Genomic DNA, 22,330 nt, shown 5'->3' with positions numbered 1-22,330 from the left:
CGAAACAGCAAGGAGTCAGAAAAAATCGTTTAAAGGAAGGAGAGAGCTTATGGGGTGGATGAACCGTGCGATTGCATCGGCGAAGCGCAATGATCCGGCGGCGCGGTCAACGCTGGAAATCCTGTTGACTTATCCCGGTGTTCACGCGCTATTTTGGCATCGTTGGTCGCATTTTTTGTATCGCCATCACTGGTTTTTGTTGGCAAAGCTCAATGCACAATTCTGGCGTTTCTTAACGGGAATCGAGATTCATCCCGGGGCGCAGATTGGTCAAGGTGTTTTTATTGATCACGGCATGGGAGTGGTGATTGGTGAAACGGCGGTGGTAGAAGACGATGTGGTTTTATTTCATGGTGTGACCTTAGGAGGAACCGGCAAGCATACCGGCAAACGCCATCCCACTGTGAAAAAAGGAGCGATGCTCTCTACCAATGTGCAGATATTAGGTCCGGTAACCATCGGAGAATACGCTAAAATCGGGGCAAGCGCGGTTGTTTTGGAGGACATTCCGGCTGGGGCGACCGCCGTGGGTATTCCGGCAAAAGTAGTCAGAATCAATGGAAAGAAGGTTTCAAAATGATTAAAGTGTACAATACCTTATCAAGAGAAAAAGAAGAATTTCAACCAATCGAAGCCAATAAGGTGCGCATGTATGTCTGCGGACCAACTGTTTATAATTATATCCATATCGGCAATGCCCGCAGTTCTATCGCCTTTGATACCATCCGCCGGTATTTTGAATATCGGGGCTATCAGGTGGATTATGTATCGAATTTTACTGATGTGGATGACAAAATCATTCGCGCTGCGAAGGAATTGGGGATCACAGCGCCGGAAGTTGCTGATCGCTTTATTCAAGCTTTTGAGGAAGACACCCACGCCTTGAACGTCAAGCCCGCAACGTTGCATCCGCGAGTGATGGATCATATGAAAGAAATCGTTGCCTTTATTCAAGCGCTGATCGAAAAAGACTATGCCTATGTAGCTGAAGGGGATGTGTATTACCACACCCGGAAATTTGCAGATTACGGAAAATTAAGTGACCAATCCATCGATGAATTGGAAGTTGGTGCCAGTCAACGAACCGGGGAAGAACAAGCCATCAAAGAAGATCCGTTAGATTTTGCTTTATGGAAAGCTGCCAAACCGGGAGAAATTTCGTGGGCGGCACCTTGGGGGGAAGGTCGTCCCGGCTGGCACATCGAATGCTCCGTGATGGCTACCCAACATCTGGGGGAAACGATTGACATTCACGGCGGAGGACAGGATTTGGAATTTCCCCATCATGAAAACGAAATTGCTCAAAGTGAAGCCAAAACTGGTAAAAAATTTGCTAATTATTGGATGCACAACGGCTACGTTACGATTGGTGAAAACGATGAAAAAATGAGCAAATCTCTAGGGAATTTTGTCACCGTCCATGAACTGATCCAAACCGTCGATCCACAAGTGCTGCGCTTTTTCATGGCGACGACCCAATACCGCCGTCCGATTCGTTATAGCGAAACCACATTGAAAGAAGCTGCCACCAATCTGCAACGGTTGCGAATCACTGTAGAAAATGCGGCCTTTCGTCAACAAAGTGCAGACAGCTCTCGACCAGAAGATGAACAAAAACTGGCGGAATTGGCAGAATTGGAACAGCGCTTCACGACGGAGATGGACGATGATTTCAATGCGGCAAACGGAATCACTGTGGTTTATGAATTGGCAAAATGGTTGAATACCTATAATGAAGGGGCTGTGTCGGAAAAAATCCTGAACGCTGCTTTGGAAAAATTAAATGCATGGTTGGCAGTTTTTGGAATTTATTTTACTGCGGATGAGTTGTTGGATAGTGAAGTGGAAGCCTTGATCGCTGAACGCAATCAAGCCCGCAAAGACCGAAATTTCCAACGCAGCGATGAAATCCGCGACCAGTTTAAAGAACAGGGAATTGTGTTGGAAGATACCCCACAAGGCACCCGATGGAGACGAGAGAAATGAAAGATTACAAACAATTGAACGGGTTGGCGCTGGCGTATGTCGGAGATGCAATTTATGAAGTCTATATTCGGGATTATTTGATCGATCAAGGACAAACAAGACCGAATCAACTGCATAAACTGGCGACCCATTATGTTTCGGCAAAGGCACAGGCGGCACTGATCCATGCCATGCAGGAGGAAAACATTCTGACGGAAGAAGAGGAACTCTTTTATCGTCGGGGCCGCAACAGCAAAAGCTACACCAGTGCAAAAAATGCGGACATCACCACGTACCGCATTTCCACCGGTTTTGAGGCGTTGATGGGCTACCTGCATTTATCAAAACAAACTGTGCGCCTAGAAGAATTGATCGACTGGTGCATCAAGAAAGTGAGGGATATGGATGAAAAAGCAAAATAAATTTGAAAAAAAACGCCCTAATCAAAACAAACCGTTGAAGCATCGCGGGCCGCAACATGCTGAAAAGTCCACAAAAGAAGAGACCACCGAGCTTTCCGAAAATTTTGTTTTTGGTTTCCATGCGGTGACGGAAGCGCTGAAACAACAGCGGGGGAATAAATTGTTTCTTCTAGAAGATGGCAGGGGAGAAAAATTTGAACAATTAAAAGAACTGGCACGGGAACTTTCTGTACCGGTCAAATGGGTGCCAAAGCAAAAACTTGAAACGATGAGTGATCGTGGTGTGCATCAAGGCATGGTTTTAGCCATCACCCCGTATGAATATCTTTCATTGGATGAATTGTTGGCAAAAACAAACACGGAGGATCATACCCCTTTTTATTTGATTTTGGATAATTTGGAAGACCCCCATAATTTTGGTTCGATTTTACGGACTGCGGATGCCAGTGGTGTGGATGGTGTCATTATTCCGAAACATCGAGCAGTGGGCATCACCCCCATCGTGGTCAAAACCTCAACAGGTGCAGTAGAGCATGTGCCGGTTGCACGGGTAACCAATCTTGCTCAAAGTATCAAGCAATTAAAGGAAGCCGGATTTTGGATTTTTGGCACCGGTATGTCCGGCACGAATTACCAACAATGGCAGGCAAAAGGCTCGATTGCATTGATTATCGGTAATGAAGGCAAAGGCATGAGTGCCGGTCTGCAAAAAGAAGTCGATGAATTGCTGACGATCCCGATGGTGGGACATGTCCAAAGTTTGAACGCCAGTGTGGCGGCGGGGCTTTTGATGTATGAGGCCTTTCGTCAAAGAAGTGTGACCGAATGAAGAAACAGCTATTACTTGTTGACGGCTACAATATGATTGGAGCCTGGCCGGAATTGATTGTTTTGAAGAAGCAGGAAAAACTGGAAGATGCTCGAGAAAAGCTGTTGGAGATGCTTTCTAATTTCTCAAAATACGAAGGCTTGGAAATCATCGTGGTTTTTGATGCTCAATTTGTGCCGGGAATCACGCAACGCTTTACCAAGTATCAGCTGCAAGTCGTTTTTACAGAAGAAGGCGAAACAGCGGACAGCTATATTGAACGAGTTGCAGGGGAGTTAAATACGCCATTGACTCAAGTGACGGTAGCTACCAGTGACTTGGCAGAACAGTGGGTGGTTTTCTCTCAAGGGGCGTTGCGCACGTCTGCCAGAGAATTGTACAAAGCTATCCAAAAAACCCAAGAAGCGATTCTGCGTCATCGAGAAGACATCAAGTTCAGTAACTTTCGCCGCAATTCCCCGTGGACAGCAGATCAATTGACGGAATTGGAAGGGAAGTTAAAGGAACTCACCACAGATAAAAAGCAACCAAAAAAATGAAAAAATAAAAATTTCCCCTTTGCTATGCTCCTCTTGTAGAACTGACAAGGAGGAGTTTTTTTATGTTGTGGCAAGAAGCAAAAGCGGGCAATGAAGCGGCTTTTTTAGAGTTATTCCATCAATATCGCCCAGTAATCTATCGGGTTCAGGGGATTTATTCTTTGCAGGATTTTGATCAGGAGGATTGGCTGCAAGTGGGGCGTATCGTGTTACAGGAAAGTATCGAGAAATTTCAAGAACTTCGAGGAGCGACATTCGGCGTTTTTTTTCGCCGGAATTTTGAAAATCGGATCAAAAGCTATTTGCGTTACCAACACGCTTTAAAACGGCGAAGCAATCTCAATGCGGTTTCTCTTGAGGAAAAAATCGCCTATGACGGACCAGACTTTTTGAATGACGGCATGAATGTTGCCGATAATCTAAATATAAAATTGATGGTGGAAGAGGCAATGGATCAGGAATTTGTCTTATTTTCCCAATTGGAACGAGAGGTGCTGACGGCCTATTTTCAAGGGAAAGGTTTCAATGAAATTGCCGCAGAAAACGAGTTGTCTTTGAATAAAGTGCGGTGTGCCTATGACCGTTCGAAAGCCAAACTACTTAAATATATTCACGAATGGAACTAGAAAGCGTTTTTAATCCTCATGTTATTTCAAAAAGCTATTGAATTGTGATTTATCTTATGTTACACTTGAAATTTTCTGATAATTGTGTTATAATTGCTTTCGAGGTGAATGCGATGCCAACAACTTTAGCTTCAATCAAGAAAGACCTGGAATGTCGGATCGGCAGCGAAATCATGTTAGTTGCCCAAACTGGTCGGAAACGTCAAACTGAACGACGAGGCGTTTTGACTGAAACGTATCCATCAGTATTCGTCGTCGATTTAGATCAAGAAGAGAATTCATTTGAACGAGTTTCTTACAGCTATTCAGATGTTTTAACACGCACCGTAGAAATCGAATTTTTATCAGAAGCAATTTAAAAGTAAGAGTTTCCGCTTTTCATCAAAAAGCAGAGACTCTTTTTTCAACCAAAGAATCGGAGGAAGAGTCATGGAATATATCGTAAAAACATTTGATGAGCTGACCACAATGGAATTTTATCGTCTGGCAAAGGAACGGGTAGCCGTTTTTGTTGTGGAACAAGCGTGTCCTTACCAAGAAATCGACGAGATTGATCCACAGGCGATCCATACCTATTTGCAAGCTGACGACGGAGAAATTTTAGCCTACACGCGAATCTATCAAGAAGGATCAGCCGTTCATTTTGGGCGGGTTTTAGTCCATGAAAACCATCGAAAAGAGGGATTAGGGAAAAAAATCGTTGAAAAAACCTTACAGGTCATCGCCGAACGTTTTCCCAATCAACCGGTTGTTGTTGGGGCGCAAGCCTATTTGACGGATTTTTATGGCAGCTTTGGTTTTCAAGCAATTTCCGACGTGTATTTGGAAGACGATATCCCTCATATTGATATGGAGAAATAAAAAAAGTGATGCTCTTTTCAGAGGGCATCACTTTTTCTATTCCGAAAAATTCAAAACAAATCCTGCTGGTTGCGATTTTCTGAAGTTTGGACGTTTTCTTTTAACAAATCGCGGATTTCCGCTAAATAATCTTCCGCAGTCGGAACAGTGGTTTCTTCCACCACTTCTTTTTTGTGAAGATTTTTGGCATGGTTGACTGCTCGAACGATTAGGAACAGGACTAATCCGGTGATCAAAAATGTAATAATAGCACTAACAACATCACCAAATTTAAAAACAACTCCCTTGTGAACTTCCCAATCTAAAATTGACAATGCGCCATTTAAGTCATCTGTTCCGATGAAAATCGAAACCACCAACCCGATCAGCGGCGTAATTAAGCCATCAACGATTTGTTTGACGATCCCGGTAAAGGCACTCCCGATAACGACCCCAACTGCCAAATCCAAGACGTCTCCTTGCATGATAAACTGTTTGAATTCTTTGATCATGATATCCTCCTAGTATGAATATGGTAAAGTTTCACGACTAATCTACAATTCAGTATAACGAATGTTGTAGATCTTTTGAAGTAATTTGACTAAAAACAGTGGAATGTATCCTGACAAGCAGCTGTGCTATAATTGACCATGACTTGAAACTACAGAAAAGAGGAATTTCGATGGCGCTACAATTGCAAAATGGCATCAATCTTCATGTACTTCCAACCCAAAAATATAAGACGATTCGTCTGTATCTGCGTTTTTCTGCCCGCCTTGAAAAAAAAGCGGCAGCTGCCCGCACGTTGCTGACGAGTCTTTTAGAGACCAACAGTAAAAATTATCCCACCCAAACTGCATTAAGCAGCCGGTTAGCGGAGTTATACGGCGCAAGTTTTGGCGCAAATGTCGGTAAGAAAGGCAATTTGCATCAAGTCAATATCGGTATGACGATCGTTAACGGTGATTACCTGCAAGACGATCAGGTTTTTCCCCAAGCGATGGCTTTTTTAAAAGAGATTTTATTTTTCCCCAATGTTTCGGAGGGTGCTTTTGACGAAGAGACTTTTCAAATTGAAAAAGACAATTTATTGGCTTACTTAAACAGTATTCGAGAAGACAAGCAGACCTATGCTTCCTTGAAACTGCAACAGTTATTTTTTGCCAATGATTCGGATCAAAAAACGCCAAGCTTTGGCTGGGTCGAAGATTTAGAAACCTTGACTGCCAGTGATCTTTACCAGACCTATCAAGATATGTTGACGAAGGATCAGATTGATCTGTTTGTTGTAGGAGATATCACGGAAGCGGCTGTTTTGGCAGAAGTCCGTCAGTTCCCTTTTGCGACGACGGAACGGGTCCATCCGGAGATTTTTTATCAGCAGGAAGAAACGGTTATTTCAGAAAAAGTCGAACGCGAACCAATCATTCAGGCAAAATTGAATCTCGGTTATCGTATGCCTATTTATTATGACCAACCACAGCGTTTTGCTTTGATGGTTTTCAATGGTCTGTTTGGCGGCTTTCCCCATTCTAAGCTGTTCATGAATGTACGGGAAAAAGCGAGTCTTGCTTATTACGCTTCCAGCAGTTTTGATTCTTTTCGAGGATTTGTCTCCGTGCAAACTGGAATCGATGGACAAAATCGGGAAAAGGTGTTGGGTTTGATTCATGAACAATTAGTCAGTTTAATCAAAGGCGAGATTACCGATGATGAACTGGCACAAACCAAAGCCATGTTAAAAAATCAGTTTTTGTTGTCTTTAGACAATCCACAAGCCTTAATCGAAGTTAATTATTTGGATACTTGGCTGCCACAAACGCAACTGGATGAAGCGCATTTTTTACGGCAGTTAGCAGCAGTAACCAAAGAAGAGGTGCAAAAAGTCGCCCGTGAACTGACATTGCAGGCAGTATTCTTTTTGGATGGGGAGAATGAGCATGAATAAAAAAAGTTACCGACAAATAAACGAAACACTGTATACCGAAGTTTTACCCAATGGCTTGACGGTTTATTTATTGCCCAAAGCTGATTTTCATAAAACATATGGGCTTTTCAGCACAAATTACGGTTCCATTGACAACGAATTTGTTCCCAATGGCGGCACGGAATTTGTGCGGGTTCCTGACGGGATCGCCCATTTTCTGGAACATAAATTATTTGAAAAAGAGACAGGAGATGTCTTTCAAGATTTTGGCAAACAAGGAGCCTCTGCCAATGCCTTCACCAGTTTTACAAAAACCAGTTATTTGTTTTCTGCAACAGAGAAAATCAAAGAAAATTTGGTAACCCTGCTGAATTTTGTACAGGAACCGTACTTTACCAAGGCAACAGTGGACAAAGAAAAAGGCATTATTGGTCAAGAAATCCAAATGTATGAGGACGATCCGAATTGGCGGCAATTTTTCGGAATCATCGGTAATTTGTACCCCAAACATCCTTTACACATTGATATTGCCGGTACTGTAGACAGCATCGCTGAAATTACGGCAGAAGATCTGTATCTTTGCTACCGTACCTTTTACCATCCTAGCAATATGACGTTGTTTGTGGTGGGGAATATCGATCCGGAAGAAATGATGACTTGGATTAAAGAAAATCAAGCAGACAAAGAATTTCCAGAAGCTCAACCGATTAAACGTAACTTTCCAACAGAAACCTTAGCAGATATTCGAGAAAGCAGTTCGTTGAAAATGCCGGTGACCCGACAAAAAGCAGTTTTAGGCATCAAGGGCGAAGAAGCACTGCTTCCCCAAGAAGGACGGGAACTACTGAGATTCAAAACAGCAATGGAGCTGTTGTTCCAGTTGTTATTGGGAAACACGTCGCAAAATTACTTGCGGTTGTATACCGATGGCGTGATTGATGATACCTTTGATTTTGAGTACAATTTGGATCGCGGGTTTCATTTTGCAGATTTTGCCGGTGACACAGAAGACTCGACAGTCTTTTTCCAAGCAATCACGGCAATTTTATTAGGATACCAAAAAGACCCTGAACTCACCGAAGAAAACCTGACGCTTTTGAAGAAAAAGATGTTAGGGAAATATTTCCAATCTCTGAACTCATTGGAATATATCGCCAATCAATTTACGCAAAATCTTTTTGGTGAGACCACCTTGTTTGACGTGCCGGAGATCATTCAATCCATCACTTTAGCAGATGTTTTTGCTGCGGGAGACCAGTTGATTAAAAAAGAAGCTTTGAGCCACTTTACCATTCAACCGGAAAGTGAGTGAAAAAAATGAGAACCGCATTAGTCATGGGGGCCAGCGGAGACATCGGCGAAGCTGTTTGTCGGCGATTGGCAGCAGATGGTTGGTCCTTGTATTGTCATTATTATCAACACGAGGAAAAAGTATTAAATTTTGTTAGCGACTTGCAAGAAGCCTATCCTCATCAAGATTTTTTTATGGTATCCTTAGATATGTTGGATAATCGAAAAATCCCGCCATTTTTACAGGCATTGTTTCAAGTTGACGGGATCGTTTTCGCTTCAGGGTATACGAAATACGGATTACTGACAGAACACACACCAGAAGATATCAGCGGGTTATGGAAGATTCATATGGAAACCCCGCTATTATTGATTAAAGCCCTGCAAGAAAAATTGCAGCGATCACAAAATTCCCGCATCGTTTTTATTGGATCGGTTTACGGCATTGCCGGCAGCAGCATGGAGACGGTTTACAGCGCAGTCAAAGGTGCCCAGCAAAGTTTCGTCAAAGCCTATGGGAAAGAAGTGGCGACTTTGGGAATCACCGTGAACTGTATCGCTCCGGGAGCCGTTGCCACACAGATGAATCATTCCTGGACCGAAACCGAAATGAACGGGTTGAAACAAGATATTCCGCTGGGGAGACTGGCGTTAACAAAGGAGATTGCAGCCGCCGTAAGTTATTTATTTTCCGAAGATGCACAGTATACGACGGGAATTACCTTACCGATAACTGGAGGCTGGTTGTACTAAACAGACTGGAGAAGATGAGCGAGTGGCCAATGAAGCAACCACAATTGGACAAAGATTACGGCAAGCCCGTTTGAACAAAAATATATCCTTAGATGAATTGCAGCAGATTACCAAAATTCAAAAAAGATACTTGGAAGCAATTGAAAGAGACGAACTGGATCAATTGCCGGGGACTTTTTATGTGCGAGCCTTCGTGCGGCAATACGCCGCTGCGGTAGGTGAGAATGGCGACAAGTTGGTTGCTGTTCTGGATGGCAAAGCCTCCCTTGAACCGCCGTTGCCAAAACGGCCGCAGCCGGAAACGGTGCAAGGTTCCCGCAAAGCACTTCATGAAGAAGAACCAGAAAGTCGGTTCAAAAAATTACTGCCGGTGATTTTGATGGGAATCGTTGCGTTGCTAATCGTGGGCTTTGTCGCCTATATGACGTGGCAGGACCGCAATGCTGCGCCGATGATTACTGAATCCTCTATCACAGTAGATGGTTCAGTTGCAGAAACTTCCAGTAGCACCACGGTTTCCAGTACCAAAGAAAGCAGCACGGAAACCCAAGAAAGCACCACCGAATCTTCAGAAGAAAAGAAAATGTCGATCAAAATGGACAGCAACACACAGGCAGAAGCCAATATGACAATCCGTGATGCTGAAAGTCCATTGAAATTAACCTTTACCGGAACTACGGGACCATGCTGGGTCGGTGTGATGGTCAATGGCGGCTATGTTTATCAGTATACTTTGCAAGCCGGTGAGACCCAAGAGACGACATTGCCGGAAAATGCACAAAATGCGACCATCGTGTTGGGTGCCAGTGGGAATTTGACGATCAAGGCGAATGAGGAAGACCTTGATTTTACTGACCCGAATTTGGCGGCATTGCGTAAAAATATCAATCTGACCCTTCAATACCAAGAAGCGACTGAATAAACAGGCTTTTTTAGCCGTATTGATGGAAATAAAAACAATCCTGTTCTTCCTATAAAAGAACAGAGAGGAGAAACGTTGCGTGAATTTACCAAATAAATTAACTGTTGTTCGAATTTTTATGATTCCGATTTTTATTCTAGTTTTAGCAATTCCCTTTGATTGGGGTGTAGTGACTGCCGGGGATGTCTCACTACCGGTCACCCATCTTGTGGCAGCGATTATTTTCGCTGTTGCCAGTATCACCGATTGGTTGGACGGAAAAATTGCCCGTTCCCGTGGATTGGTTACTAATTTTGGAAAATTTGCCGATCCATTGGCAGATAAAATGTTAGTGATGACGGCGTTCATTTTATTAGTTGAATTGGACAAAGCACCGGGTTGGGTTGTAGCCATCATCATTTGTCGGGAGTTGGCGGTCACGGGCTTGCGGCTGTTGTTGGTGGAGCATGGAGAAGTCATGGCTGCTGCTTGGCCGGGGAAAGTCAAGACAGCAACACAAATGGTAGCCATTATTTTATTGTTCATCAATAATCTGCCTTTCCAATTGATGGGCTTACCATTAGACCAAATCATGCTGTATGCCTGCTTAGTCTTTACGATTTATTCAGGAATTGATTATTTCGCCAAAAATACCGCTGTTTTTAAGGGTTCCATGTAAGAAGATCAAAAAGTTCAGATTTTTTCTGGACTTTTTTGTTTTAAAGAAAAAAGGTTGCGTATATATTTGTAGAATGTCAGTGTCACTTCCATCCAGTATGCTGGTGGAATGAAGAGAAAAAAAGTGATAGGAAGGCGTCTTGTATGAAAGCAGAAATTATTGCAGTTGGAACAGAAATTTTATTAGGACAAGTAGTGAACACCAATGCGACTTTTTTATCTGAAGAGTTGGCAGATTTAGGAATCGAAGTCTATTATCATAGCGTCGTGGGAGATAATCGGCAACGGTTGGAGGCTCTGTTGAAAATGGCAGACCAGCGGAGTGATCTCGTCATTCTTTGTGGCGGTTTGGGACCGACGGATGATGATTTGACAAAAGTGGTCGTGGCTGAACACGTGGGTCAGAAATTGGTTCGTAATGAGGCGGGTTATCAGCAGCTTGTCGCTTTTTTTCAGAAACTTGATCGGGAAATGACTGCCAACAATCTAAGACAGATTTTAGTTTTTGAAGAAGGACAGGTTTTTCCAAATGATACTGGCTTGGCACTGGGAATTTTTTATGAAGGGACGACCGACTATTTGCTATTGCCGGGTCCACCAAGCGAGCTGCAGCCAATGTTTTTGCGGTATGTCAAACCGATGTTTCAAACCTATCATCAACAAGACCAACAGCTCTATTCTCGCGTGTTGCGGTTTTACGGAATTGGTGAATCCAATTTAGTAACAACATTGGTGGATTTGATCGAAACGCAAACCAATCCAACGATTGCCCCTTATGCCAAAACAAATGAAGTGACCTTGCGCTTGACTGCCAAAGCATCGGAAGAAGCTGTTGCGGCGTTGCAATTGGATCAAGTGGAAAAGAAAATCATGGATCGGGTCGGTGATTATTTTTATGGCTACGGCGAAGAAAATTCATTGGCAGCTGTTGTGGTAGCGTTGTTGAAGGAGCAAAATCGCAGCATCACAGCAGCGGAGAGTTTGACAGCTGGACTTTTTCAGGCGACCTTGGGAAATATTGCCGGTGTTTCATCTGTTTTTCCCGGCGGTTTTGTTACCTATTCAGCAACAACGAAGCAGGAGTTTTTAGGAATTTCGCCTGAACTGATTGAACAATTTGGTACCGTCAGCCAAGAATGTGCAGAACAAATGGCACAAAAAGCTCGACAAAAAGCCAACACGGATTATGCATTGGCCTTCACCGGAGTCGCTGGACCAGAGGAACTGGAAGGACAGCCGGCAGGAACAGTTTGGCTGGCGCTGGCAACACCACAAGGCATCAGCAGCCGAAAGTATCGCTTTACCCGCGATCGCAGTCATATCCGCCACAGCGCAGTTATGGCGGGACTGGATCTTTTACGACGAGAATTGTTAAAAGAAAAATAAAAATGCGAAAATATGTTCGCTTTTTCTTGCTTTTTCTCTAAAGAAAAGCTATGATAATGGTACGAAAGCAAGCAACATTGGCGCAAATTTTAAGGAGGAAAATCAATTTGGCAGATGCACGTAAAGCAGCGTTGGATGCTGCGTTAAAGAAGATAGAAAAAAGTTATGGTAAAGGTGCCATCATGAAACTGGGAGAAAAAATCGACCAACAGATTTCGACTATTCCTAGTGGTTCATTGGCACTAGATGTAGCATTAGGCGTAGGCGGGTATCCTCGTGGACGGATCGTTGAAGTGTACGGTCCTGAAAGTTCAGGGAAAACGACAGTTGCCCTGCATGCAATCGCTGAAGTTCAAAAACAAGGCGGTACCGCAGCTTTTATTGATGCAGAAAATGCACTTGATCCCCAATATGCACAAAAATTGGGTGTTAATATTGATGACCTTCTCCTTTCTCAACCGGATACAGGTGAACAAGGCTTGGAAATCGCCGATGCACTTGTTTCCAGTGGTGCGGTTGATATTGTTGTCATTGACTCCGTTGCGGCGCTTGTTCCCCGAGCTGAAATCGATGGTGAAATGGGAGATGCTCACGTTGGGCTACAAGCTCGTTTGATGTCACAGGCCCTGCGTAAATTGTCTGGTTCCATCAATAAAACCAAAACAATTGCGATCTTTATCAATCAAATTCGTGAAAAAGTCGGTATCATGTTCGGGAATCCTGAAACAACTCCCGGCGGTCGGGCATTGAAATTCTACGCTACGATTCGTTTAGAAGTTCGTCGTGCAGAACAATTAAAATCCGGCACAGATATTATCGGAAACCGGACGAAAATCAAAGTCGTTAAAAACAAAGTTGCACCGCCATTTAAAATTGCGGAAGTCGACGTTATGTACGGGTTAGGTATTTCCCAAGAAGGCGAATTGCTGGATATGGCTGCAGAACAGGATATCGTTGAAAAAAGCGGTTCATGGTATTCCTACAAAGAAGAACGCATCGGACAAGGTCGAGAAAATGCAAAGAATTACATGCGGGAACATCCTGACATGATGAAAGAAGTTTCTACCAGAGTTCGTGAAGCTTATGGTATTGGCGACGGCACTACAGTTGTAGAAGAAGTCGAAGAACAGGAAGAATTGCCGTTAGATTAAGATTAAAGTCGTTATCTCTTAGGAGATGACGGCTTTTTTTCTAAATGTGGCAGGATTGGCTTTCCTACCCATGATGGTTTAATGGTTTGAAAAAGTCAACGAATAAATTTCGGCGAAATCAGTCAAGCAGTACGATGCATGATAAACTGCTCATACATTCTGCATTATCTGCAATAAAAGTTGACAGTGCTTACTACAAACATTAGAATAAAGTTGTGTGTAAACACACCTATGCAAGTAGGCATATTGATAATTACTGATAACTGTTTATCAAAAAACTACAGAATAATTTTAATAAGATAGTATGGAGGTGTATCTAATGGTACCTAATATTCTCCTCGCTATCATCGGTTTAATTGTTGGTCTTGGATCAGGGTACTTCGTGGCAAAATCTCGTCATGATAAAGAGATTGAAGGCGCTAAAAATTCAGCAACCGGAATTTTGAACAGTGCGAAAAAAGAAGCGGAAACTCTGAGAAAAGAAACATTGTTAGAAGCTAAGGAAGAAAATCAGAAGTATCGGTCAGAAATTGAAAGTGAGTTGAAAGAGAGCAAACTTGAATTAAAATCACAAGAAAATCGCTTGCTTCAAAGAGAGCAGTTACTTGATCGTAAGGACGACTCTATTGAAAAGCGTGAGCACTCACTGGAAGAAAAAGAAGATAAACTTAGTGCGAAACAGCAATTAATTGACGAGCGAGAAAAAGAAGTCGAGAAATTAATTGAAGGACAACAGCAAGAACTTGAACGCATCGCTGCCTTGTCTCGAGATGAAGCAAAAGAAGTCATCATGAAGTCAACGGAAGAAGAATTGAACCACGAATTGACAATTATGGTGAAGGAATCAGAACAACGGGCAAAAGAAGAAGCAGATCGCAAAGCAAAAAATCTGCTGTCTCTTGCTATCCAACGTTGTGCAGCTGATCAGGTATCTGAAACGACGGTCTCTGTGGTTTCCCTGCCAAATGATGAAATGAAGGGACGGATTATCGGACGTGAAGGACGAAACATCCGGACACTGGAAACATTGACAGGTATCGACTTGATCATTGACGATACGCCAGAAGCAGTCGTACTTTCCGGATTTGATCCGATTCGTCGGGAAATTGCGCGAATGACTTTGGAAAAGCTGATCCAAGATGGACGAATCCATCCAGCACGTATCGAAGAAATGGTCGAAAAATCTCGTAAGGAAATGGATGAACGGATTCGTGAATATGGGGAAGAAGCTGCTTTTGAAGTGGGCGCTCATACGTTGCATCCAGATTTAATCAAGATTTTGGGACGTTTGCATTTCCGAACAAGCTACGGTCAAAATGTCTTGAATCACTCGTTGGAAGTTGCCAAATTGTCTGGCGTTTTAGCTGCTGAATTAGGAGAAGACATCCAATTGGCAAAACGCGCCGGCTTACTGCATGACATCGGGAAGGCCTTGGATCATGAAATCGAGGGTTCTCACGTTGAAATCGGGGCAGAATTGGCAGCAAAATACAAAGAAAATCCTGTGGTCATCAATGCGATTGCTTCTCACCATGGTGATGTCGAAGCAACTTCCGTCATCTCTGTGTTGGTTGCCGCAGCCGATGCCTTATCCGCTGCACGGCCAGGTGCCCGCAGCGAATCATTGGAAAATTACATTCGCCGTTTGGAAAGTTTGGAAAACATCTCCAACAGTTTTGCCGGTGTCGAATCCAGTTTTGCTGTTCAAGCAGGACGGGAAGTTCGGGTCATGGTCAAACCAGAAGAGATTTCCGATTTGGATGCTGTGCGCTTAGTTCGTGACATCCGCAAGAAAATTGAAGATGACTTGGATTATCCAGGACATATCAAAGTAACCGTCATCCGGGAAACCCGTGCGACAGATTACGCAAAATAAGCTGAAACGACTTTGCTGAATAGGCAGAGTCGTTTTTTTCTGTTTCTTTCTTTAAAAAAGCGGGTTTATTAGTTTCTAGTAGCAAATTTTCTTCTTTTAGGCTACCATTATTTTATAGTGTGAAGACATCAGTGCGACTATTTCCAAGAAGTCTAGTGGAATGATATACGGTGTGAGAATAAAATGAAATTTTCTACAAGAAAATTTAATACATTATAAAACGAACAAGGATGTCAGTTCCACTTATTCCAAGAAGTCTAGTGGAATGATATACGGCGTGAGAAACAACCGAAATTTTCTGCAGGAAAATTTAATACATTAAAACGAACAAGGATGTCAGTTCCACTTATTCTAAGAAGTCTAGTGGAATGATATACGGCGTGAGAATAAAACGAAATTTTCTACAAGAAAATTTAATACATTAAAACGAACAAGGAGGAACACATCATGCGAAGCGTTGTCCAAAAGGGCCTTCAATGGGTCAAAGCCCATAGTTTCCTCTTGCGATTGATTTTTTTCGGATCAATTATTCTTTTTGTCAGCAATCAAGTGATCAATATCGCCCACGGAATGAGTTGGGATGATGTCTTAACGACAATGGATGAGCAAAATAACAGTACCTTAGTGCTAATGGGGATTATTGGTTTGGTGGGAATCATTCCGATGCTGGGGTATGATTGGGTGACAATCCAAACATTGGAGACACTCGGCAAGCCCAAAATGCCACGAAAAGATTGGCTGATAGCGGCGTGGACGACCAATACCATTAATAATCTAGCTGGTTTTGGCGGAATTATCGGGGCCAGTTTGCGGGCGAATTTTTACGGAAAAGGAATCGATCGCAAAAAAATCTTGGCGACAGTCTCAAAAATCGCTTTGTTCATGCTAAGCGGCTTGTCGATCTGGGCGTTATTTTTACTCGTCGCTTTGTTTACTTTTCATGGGGATGCCTTTTATCAAAAATATTGGATCTGGTTGCTTGGCGGCAGTCTGTACGCCCCTTCTTTACTGATTTTTAGTTATTTACGGCGAAAGAAATTATTTGCTGAATTGTATCCAAAAGGAGTATTGACCCTTTTGGCAACTTCGTTCACCCAATGGCTATCTGCGTTGGCGGTTTTTTTAAGTATCGGTTATTTGATGGAGCTGCCGATTTCGCTGGTGGATGTGGCGCCGATGTTCTTGATTGCGACCCTAATTGGGATGCTGACGATGGTTCCCGGGGGAATGGGAACCTTTGATGTTTTGATGATTTTAGGGATGAGCCAAATCGGGTTGTCTCAAGATCAGACGGTCGTTTGGTTGCTGTATTATCGCTTGTTTTATTATTTAGTGCCGTTTTTAAGCGGTGTGATTCTCTTCTTGACCCAAACCAGTGTAAAGCTGAATCGTTTCTTTGACAATCTGCCACGAATATTTTTGCAGCGGATTGCCCATATCGTAGTCGTTGTGGCGGTGTATTTTGCAGGAATTATGATGGTTCTACTTTCAACGGTGACCAATCTGTCCAATATCAGTCGCTTTTTTGAGTTTATTCTGCCCTTTTCCTTTAATTTTTTGGACCAAACCTTAAATCTGCTGATTGGATTCTTATTGTTAGGTTTGGCACGGGCACTGTTTGCAAAAGTCAAACGGGCGTATTTTCCTACGATTGCCTTGTTATTGTTTGGAATCATCAACACGATTTCCCGCACACGATCGTTACGATTGATGGTGGTTTATCTGTTGATTTTAGCTACTGTTTGGCTGGCTCGGCATGAATTTTATCGGGAAAAATTTGTTTACTCATGGGGAGCAAAAATCTTTGACGGCTGCTTGTTTGGCTGCTTGTTTATTGTCTATGCAGTTGCCGGGTATCACAGTGGTCAGTGGTGGAACAATCAAATCTTAGGAGATAATTTCTTTTTGTTCCCGTCAGATGATGTCTGGTTCTCCGGATTATTGGGCGTAGCGATTTCTTTGATGACGTTGTTGGGATTGCAGCAGTACTTGGCTTTTACAGAAAAAAAACTGGGCACCTCATGGGATGAAAAACGCTTTGCAGCATTGATTCAGCGTTTTGGCGGCACTCGCTCCAGTCATCGGTTATTTTTACCAGGGTATCAGTATTATTATTATCAAAAAGATGGACAGGATGAATTGGTTTTCGGGTATCAAATTAAAGGAAACCGTTGCTTTGTCTTAGGTCGACCCATCGGAAATGAAAAGCTCTGGGGAGAAGCAACCTTGGCCTTTATCTCAGAAGCGGATTTGCTGGGGTATCAGTTGGCTTTTTATCGAATCAGTCAACGCTACGCTGTTTTGCTCCATGATTTGGGTTTCCAATTTACTAAAATCGGGGAAAGTGCCACAGTATCTTTGCGGGATAAATCCTTTGATAGCAGCAAATCTTTTGAACGGCAGGAGTATCATTTTACGTATTATGAACAGTTGCCAGAAGAACTGGTGGCAGATGTTCAGCGGGTCTCTGAGGAATGGTTGAAGGGCAATAAGGAAAAATTCTTTGGCAGTGGTCGGTTTACTAAGGAGTATTTATTGAAAAGTCCGATTGGAATTCTTCGCAAAAAAACACAGGTGGTTGGTTTTATTACCCAACAGCCTATTGATCGTAATTGGGTTTCCTATGATTTGCTGAGGATGCTGCCGGAAGAACCCCCGGAATTAGCCAATTATCTGGTAGTGAATATGCTGAAAGAATGGCAGGCGCAAGGTTATGAACTGGCTGATTTGGGAATGGCACCTTTTGCCCATGTCGGAGATGGTCCTTTTGCTTCCATTGAAGAACGGATCATGAATGTGATCTACAATTACGGGACATTTTACGGATTTCAACGAAATGTTGCTGGTAAACAACGGTATGTGGAGGATTGGGAGAGTTGCTATTTTGCCTATGTGAAGGGCGGAAATTTCTATCTTGCTTCCTTGCAGTTGTTGTTGCTGATTGGAAAAGGAAAAAACAAGGGACCAACACTTGTGGAAGATGTTATGTTGGATGTATAAAAAAGGTATCTGCACGTGAGCTGTGCAGATACCTTTTTTAGGCTTTTCTCCGTCGGGCAAAATCAACGAAACGGAATTTATCCAGCCGATGGATCGACTCGGTGTATTCAAAACAACGGGTGTCTTCCAGATAAACCAGACCGCGAACGACAACGACATGCTGATCCTCCGGCAATAAATCCATCAAATCACGAATCTCTTTGGTCACAGGATCAACGGTCACTTCTTTTTGCGCATAAGCGATTTCCAGGCCTAAATCATTTTCAAAATAATGATAGATGGAATCCTGGGCTTTTTTTTCCGGCAAGTCGGTGATAATCCGAGCATCTAAATAATCAATATCCAAAATCACGACTTCGCCATCAATTTTTCGCTGCCGAACCAATTTCCACGCTTCGGAAGCCACGGGCCAATCCGTGGTTTGATGAAGTTTGGGTGAAACGGCGACTTTCTTGATTTCCACGACCTTGGTTTCATTGTGGATGTTTTGGGCATTTTGCAGCTCCTTGAAACTGGTCAATCCGGAAATTGGGAAATCAAAACGGTTGAGATCCAGCACAATAGAACCTTTTCCCTGCTGTTTTTGGATATAGCCGGCATTTCGCAGCAGATTCAAGGCTTTGCGAACTGTTTCACGTGAAACACCATAAATCTTGATTAGTTGATTTTCGCTGGGAAGCAGCGTTTGGGGAGGATATTCCTTTGCCAAAATCTTTTGTTCCAAATCAAGAAATATTTCTCTAAATTTATTCATGGATTTCATCCTCCCTTTTTTCTTTAAAGCGTTGTTTAGCGTTGGATAAGTTCAGCAATGGTCAATTCTGACAATTCGTGAACCGTCAAATCTGCACCGTGTAATGGTTCGCCAGATAAAACACCGACAGCGGTCATTCCGCAGGCTTTGATGCCATCAATCCCAGCTTGGGCATCTTCAAAACCGATTGCTTCTTCTGGTTGGATATTCAATAATTCGGCCGCTTTAACAAAAATTTCCGGATCGGGTTTGCCTTTTGTCAAGGTTGCTGGATCAACGATGCCGTCAAACAAATCGCTGACACCTAATTTTTCTAAAATAAATGGCGCATTTTTAGAAGCCGAAGCAATCGCACAAGGCACCCCTTGATTGTGGGCAGCGTCTAAAAATTCTTTCACTCCCGGTAACAAATCGGCAGGCGTCAAGTCTTGTAGTAATTCCACATAATGGGTATTTTTTTTCGCTGCTAATGCTTCTTTTTCTTCCAATGTAAACGCATTTTCTTTTCCGCCATGAACCAAAATTCGTTCTAGGGAATCCATGCGGCTGATGCCTTTTAGTTGTTCATTGAATTTTAAATCAACCGTGATGCCAATTTCAGTACCTAAATCCCGCCAAGCAACAAAATGAAATTTGGCTGTATCGGTGATGACACCGTCTAAATCAAAAATAAATCCTTTTTTCATGTCAAAACACTCCTTGTTCATCTTTTAATGGAATAAATATCCTAACGGCTTTTAGTAAGCAATCGTTTGGGTTTCATTTGGTTTTAGTGTAACAGATTTTTTGCCTACTGTAATCGTTTCTTCGCAATTTGCGGTAATCGTCAGACTTTGGTGGGTAACAGCTACCTGATAATCTACTCCGCGAATCGTGATAGCAAAACGAATTTTTTGCCATGCATCTGGTAGGTTAGGGTGGAAATGAATTTTTTCTCGACGGATATCCAAACCGGCAAAGGTCGTCAACGGAATAAACAAAGTGGCGGCCATCACGCCGGCATGAATTCCTTCTGCCGTAGTTCCTCCTTGGATATCACGATAATCAGAATACAGCGCTTCTTGATAAAGTTGCCAAGCCAACTGCTGATCATTTACCATGGCCGCTAATTGGGCGTGAACCACCCGAGACAGCGTTGAACCGTGACTGGTGCGTTGTAGGTAGTAATGCAGATTTTTTTCTACATAATCTTCCGGTAAGTGATAATCCAGATCCGTCAAAATATCGGCAACCTGTGCTTTGGAAAAATTATAAAAAATCATCAAGCTGTCCGCCTGTTTGGCAACTTTATAGGCATCTGCGGATTCGCCTTCTGCATTCAAAATCCGATCCATCCGATAAATATTGCCATATTTTTCTTTGTAGTAGCTCCAGTTGACTTCCTTCAAATCAAAATAACCATCAAATTGCGCAATAATTCCTTCATCGTTGATGGTCAATGCCAGTTGATTTTTGATTTTCTGCATTGCTGTCAACAGATGGTCATCAACGCCAGTTTTCGCCTGTGCTTCACGAAAATCTTCTGCGGGTAATTTTTGTTGTAATGTAGCCAATTCTTCAAAGAGCCAAACCACCATCATGTTGGTATAGGCATTGTTTTTCAACCCGCCTTTTGCTGCATGAGGGTAGCCTTCGTGAAATTCATCCGGGCCCATGACACCTTCGATAGAGTAGCGTTGCAAGTCTTCATCCCAAGTAGCGGCGCTTTGCCAAAAATGAGCAATCTCCAATAGCATTTCCGTTCCGTAATTTTTCATAAAGGCAATATCGCGAGTATTGTGCCAGTATTGCCACACATTGTAAGCAATCGCCAAGGAGACATGCCGTTGCAGTCGGCTGTGGTCTTCCTTCCATTCGCCACTGATGGGGTTCAAATGCAGTTTTTGAGATTGCTCGCTGCCCTCCAATCCGGATTGCCAAGGGAACATTGCTCCTTGATAACCGGCTTCAGCGGCTTCTTTTTTCGCCATTTCCAGTCGACGGTAACGATACAACAACAATTCTTTTGCCGTTTCAGGAAAATGGATGATATAAAAAGGAAAAATAAACAATTCATCCCAGAAAATATGCCCGCGATAGGCTTCCCCGTGCAATCCCCGTGCGGTCACAGAAGCATCCAGCTCCTTGTTGCCATTCGGGGAAGCCGAAGACAGCAGATGATAGGTATGGAGATTTAATAATTTTTGTGACATCAAATCCCCTTCAACAGTGATTGCGGCTTTTTGCCAAAGCTGTTGCCATGCTTTTTGTGATTCGTGATAAAGCGTTGTAAAAGAAGGCAGTGGCGAAAAACCGGCAAAATCTGGGGGTGTTTGTCGGAATTGTTGGACATCCACGGTTTTTTCTAGGGAATACCAGTCCTTTTCATGGGCTGAAATCGTTAGATGTTGGGAAATTTTTTCTGTCTGCTCTTCATTGATAAGTTTCGTCAAATCCAAGGTATCACTGGCAAGTGCCGAAGTTTGTCGGATGGTGATACCGGACTGGTTTGTTCGGGCATCCAAGCGAGCGTATTGCTCATGCGCCTGCAACACATCAAGCGTCAAGTGATGACGGGTCAGGCTGCGGTAGCGGGCGACATTATAATTGAATACTCCACCATCTGCTTCGGATACCAAGGTGATTTCACCAGAAAAATTGATCGGCGAAAAGCGGTAAACCAGGCTATAGCGATGCACCTCTGCCATGCTGGCGATTTTTTTTGTCTGGATCGCGATTTTCTTTCCATTGTTTAACTGAATTTCACTCCAAGATTGAAATAACCCTGTTCGTAAATCTAGTTGGCGTTTCATCGTCAGTACTGTATTGTTTGCGATATCAACTGTTTCGCCGTCTACGATTAAATAAATTTTTTGCAAATTTGGTGCATTGACAAAATCTTCATTGTAAATCGTCTGTCCGGAAACCTCTGAAGCTGCGGTATTATACAAGCTGGCCAAATAGGTAGCAGGATAATTTTCTTCGGTGATGGTCATTTCCGGCGTTGTCCCCCGCAGACCCATAAAGCCGTTACCGACTGTCAACAAGGATTCCACAGAATATTCGTCCTTGCCGGGAGCGTACCCATGATAAGTTATCAGCCAAGGTAAATCTTCCCGTTGCTTTTCGGCATCCTTTGTATAAACGAAGGGTAGGTTCAGTGCTTCCGTCAATGTTTGAGCGGCTTCAAGAATCCGACCTTCCTGTGAAACCAAAATTTCTTTCTCAGCGTGGATTTCTCCACCATCAAAGGATCCCGATACCTGCTGCAAATAGGCTTCCACCTCTGTCAACGTGTCAAAAACAGCCGGCTGATCAACTCCAATGACCTGCCATTGCGGATCAAGATACGTGATTTGTACATTTTTCATTACGACACTCCTTTTTAACTTGTCTATACATGCAAGAATATTA

General features: G+C 43.0%; 21 protein-coding genes. 17 read left to right on the top strand and 4 right to left on the bottom strand.

Annotated elements, in window-relative coordinates; all coding sequences use genetic code 11:
• Positions 1-49 precede the first annotated feature (49 nt).
• From epsC to BN1875_RS09390, 8 genes are all read left to right on the top strand, one after another.
• On the top strand, positions 50-580 hold the full coding sequence (epsC, locus tag BN1875_RS09425) for a serine O-acetyltransferase EpsC (protein WP_048604598.1): 531 nt from the start codon (positions 50-52) through the stop codon (positions 578-580).
• On the top strand, positions 577-1,986 hold the full coding sequence (gene cysS / locus BN1875_RS09420) for a cysteine--tRNA ligase (RefSeq protein ID WP_048604597.1): 1,410 nt from the start codon (positions 577-579) through the stop codon (positions 1,984-1,986). Before epsC ends, cysS begins: the two co-directional genes overlap by 4 nt.
• Positions 1,983-2,387: a Mini-ribonuclease 3 gene (locus BN1875_RS09415; RefSeq protein WP_048604596.1), complete on the top strand. Its 405-nt coding sequence runs from the start codon at positions 1,983-1,985 to the stop codon at positions 2,385-2,387. The genes cysS and BN1875_RS09415 overlap by 4 nt, the downstream gene beginning before the upstream one ends.
• Positions 2,371-3,216 (top strand): 23S rRNA (guanosine(2251)-2'-O)-methyltransferase RlmB, encoded by an 846-nt coding sequence (gene rlmB / locus BN1875_RS09410; protein WP_048604595.1) that lies wholly within the window; start codon positions 2,371-2,373, stop codon positions 3,214-3,216. The genes BN1875_RS09415 and rlmB overlap by 17 nt, the downstream gene beginning before the upstream one ends.
• A complete protein-coding gene (locus tag BN1875_RS09405) occupies positions 3,213-3,755 on the top strand; it encodes an NYN domain-containing protein (protein WP_048604594.1) in 543 nt (180 codons plus the stop codon). Before rlmB ends, BN1875_RS09405 begins: the two co-directional genes overlap by 4 nt.
• A gap of 62 nt (positions 3,756-3,817) precedes the next feature.
• A complete protein-coding gene (locus BN1875_RS09400; RefSeq protein WP_048604593.1) occupies positions 3,818-4,381 on the top strand; it encodes a sigma-70 family RNA polymerase sigma factor in 564 nt (187 codons plus the stop codon).
• A gap of 56 nt (positions 4,382-4,437) precedes the next feature.
• The gene (locus tag BN1875_RS09395; protein WP_390622596.1) at positions 4,438-4,740 is read left to right on the top strand and encodes a Veg family protein; all 303 of its coding nucleotides are present in this window, start codon (positions 4,438-4,440) and stop codon (positions 4,738-4,740) included.
• A gap of 70 nt (positions 4,741-4,810) precedes the next feature.
• The gene (locus BN1875_RS09390; RefSeq protein WP_048604591.1) at positions 4,811-5,242 is read left to right on the top strand and encodes a GNAT family N-acetyltransferase; all 432 of its coding nucleotides are present in this window, start codon (positions 4,811-4,813) and stop codon (positions 5,240-5,242) included.
• A 50-nt stretch (positions 5,243-5,292) separates the two neighbouring features.
• Here BN1875_RS09390 and mscL read toward each other — a convergent pair whose 3' ends face one another.
• The gene (gene mscL / locus BN1875_RS09385) at positions 5,293-5,733 is read right to left on the bottom strand and encodes a large conductance mechanosensitive channel protein MscL (RefSeq protein WP_048604590.1); all 441 of its coding nucleotides are present in this window, start codon (positions 5,731-5,733) and stop codon (positions 5,293-5,295) included.
• Between the two features lie 170 nt (positions 5,734-5,903).
• Here mscL and yfmF point away from each other — a divergent pair, with 170 nt between their 5' ends.
• From yfmF to mprF, 9 genes are all read left to right on the top strand, one after another.
• Positions 5,904-7,169, top strand: coding sequence for an EF-P 5-aminopentanol modification-associated protein YfmF (yfmF, locus tag BN1875_RS09380; protein ID WP_048604589.1), 1,266 nt, complete (start codon positions 5,904-5,906; stop codon positions 7,167-7,169).
• A complete protein-coding gene (gene yfmH / locus BN1875_RS09375; RefSeq protein ID WP_048604588.1) occupies positions 7,162-8,460 on the top strand; it encodes an EF-P 5-aminopentanol modification-associated protein YfmH in 1,299 nt (432 codons plus the stop codon). Before yfmF ends, yfmH begins: the two co-directional genes overlap by 8 nt.
• Positions 8,461-8,465: 5 nt before the next feature.
• Complete coding sequence (gene ymfI / locus BN1875_RS09370; RefSeq protein WP_048604587.1) at positions 8,466-9,191, top strand: elongation factor P 5-aminopentanone reductase; 726 nt, start codon at positions 8,466-8,468, stop codon at positions 9,189-9,191.
• A 22-nt stretch (positions 9,192-9,213) separates the two neighbouring features.
• The gene (locus BN1875_RS09365) at positions 9,214-10,113 is read left to right on the top strand and encodes a helix-turn-helix domain-containing protein (protein ID WP_048604586.1); all 900 of its coding nucleotides are present in this window, start codon (positions 9,214-9,216) and stop codon (positions 10,111-10,113) included.
• 79 nt (positions 10,114-10,192) lie between these two features.
• Positions 10,193-10,771, top strand: a complete 579-nt coding sequence (pgsA, locus tag BN1875_RS09360) for a CDP-diacylglycerol--glycerol-3-phosphate 3-phosphatidyltransferase (protein ID WP_048604585.1) — start codon at positions 10,193-10,195, stop codon at positions 10,769-10,771.
• 143 nt (positions 10,772-10,914) lie between these two features.
• Positions 10,915-12,156 carry a competence/damage-inducible protein A gene (locus BN1875_RS09355; protein WP_048604584.1) on the top strand — a complete coding sequence of 414 codons (1,242 nt, stop codon included), beginning with the start codon at positions 10,915-10,917 and terminating at the stop codon, positions 12,154-12,156.
• A gap of 107 nt (positions 12,157-12,263) precedes the next feature.
• Entirely contained in the window at positions 12,264-13,307 is a 1,044-nt protein-coding gene (recA, locus tag BN1875_RS09350) for a recombinase RecA (protein ID WP_048604583.1), read from the top strand.
• A gap of 319 nt (positions 13,308-13,626) precedes the next feature.
• Positions 13,627-15,183 carry a ribonuclease Y gene (gene rny / locus BN1875_RS09345; RefSeq protein WP_048604582.1) on the top strand — a complete coding sequence of 519 codons (1,557 nt, stop codon included), beginning with the start codon at positions 13,627-13,629 and terminating at the stop codon, positions 15,181-15,183.
• A gap of 447 nt (positions 15,184-15,630) precedes the next feature.
• Complete coding sequence (gene mprF / locus BN1875_RS09340) at positions 15,631-18,183, top strand: bifunctional lysylphosphatidylglycerol flippase/synthetase MprF (protein WP_048604581.1); 2,553 nt, start codon at positions 15,631-15,633, stop codon at positions 18,181-18,183.
• 37 nt (positions 18,184-18,220) lie between these two features.
• Here mprF and treR read toward each other — a convergent pair whose 3' ends face one another.
• The 3 genes from treR to BN1875_RS09325 are packed head-to-tail and all read right to left on the bottom strand — an operon-like array spanning position 18,221 to position 22,287.
• Positions 18,221-18,937 carry a trehalose operon repressor gene (treR, locus tag BN1875_RS09335; protein ID WP_048604580.1) on the bottom strand — a complete coding sequence of 239 codons (717 nt, stop codon included), beginning with the start codon at positions 18,935-18,937 and terminating at the stop codon, positions 18,221-18,223.
• Positions 18,938-18,972: 35 nt separating this feature from the next.
• Positions 18,973-19,623 carry a beta-phosphoglucomutase gene (gene pgmB / locus BN1875_RS09330; RefSeq protein ID WP_048604579.1) on the bottom strand — a complete coding sequence of 217 codons (651 nt, stop codon included), beginning with the start codon at positions 19,621-19,623 and terminating at the stop codon, positions 18,973-18,975.
• Between the two features lie 51 nt (positions 19,624-19,674).
• Positions 19,675-22,287 carry a glycoside hydrolase family 65 protein gene (locus BN1875_RS09325; RefSeq protein WP_048604578.1) on the bottom strand — a complete coding sequence of 871 codons (2,613 nt, stop codon included), beginning with the start codon at positions 22,285-22,287 and terminating at the stop codon, positions 19,675-19,677.
• Positions 22,288-22,330: the final 43 nt, after the last annotated feature.

It is taken from the genome of Enterococcus massiliensis (assembly GCF_001050095.1).
GTDB classification, from domain to species: domain Bacteria; phylum Bacillota; class Bacilli; order Lactobacillales; family Enterococcaceae; genus Enterococcus_C; species Enterococcus_C songbeiensis.
This window is presented reverse-complemented; position numbering and strand designations above follow the sequence as displayed.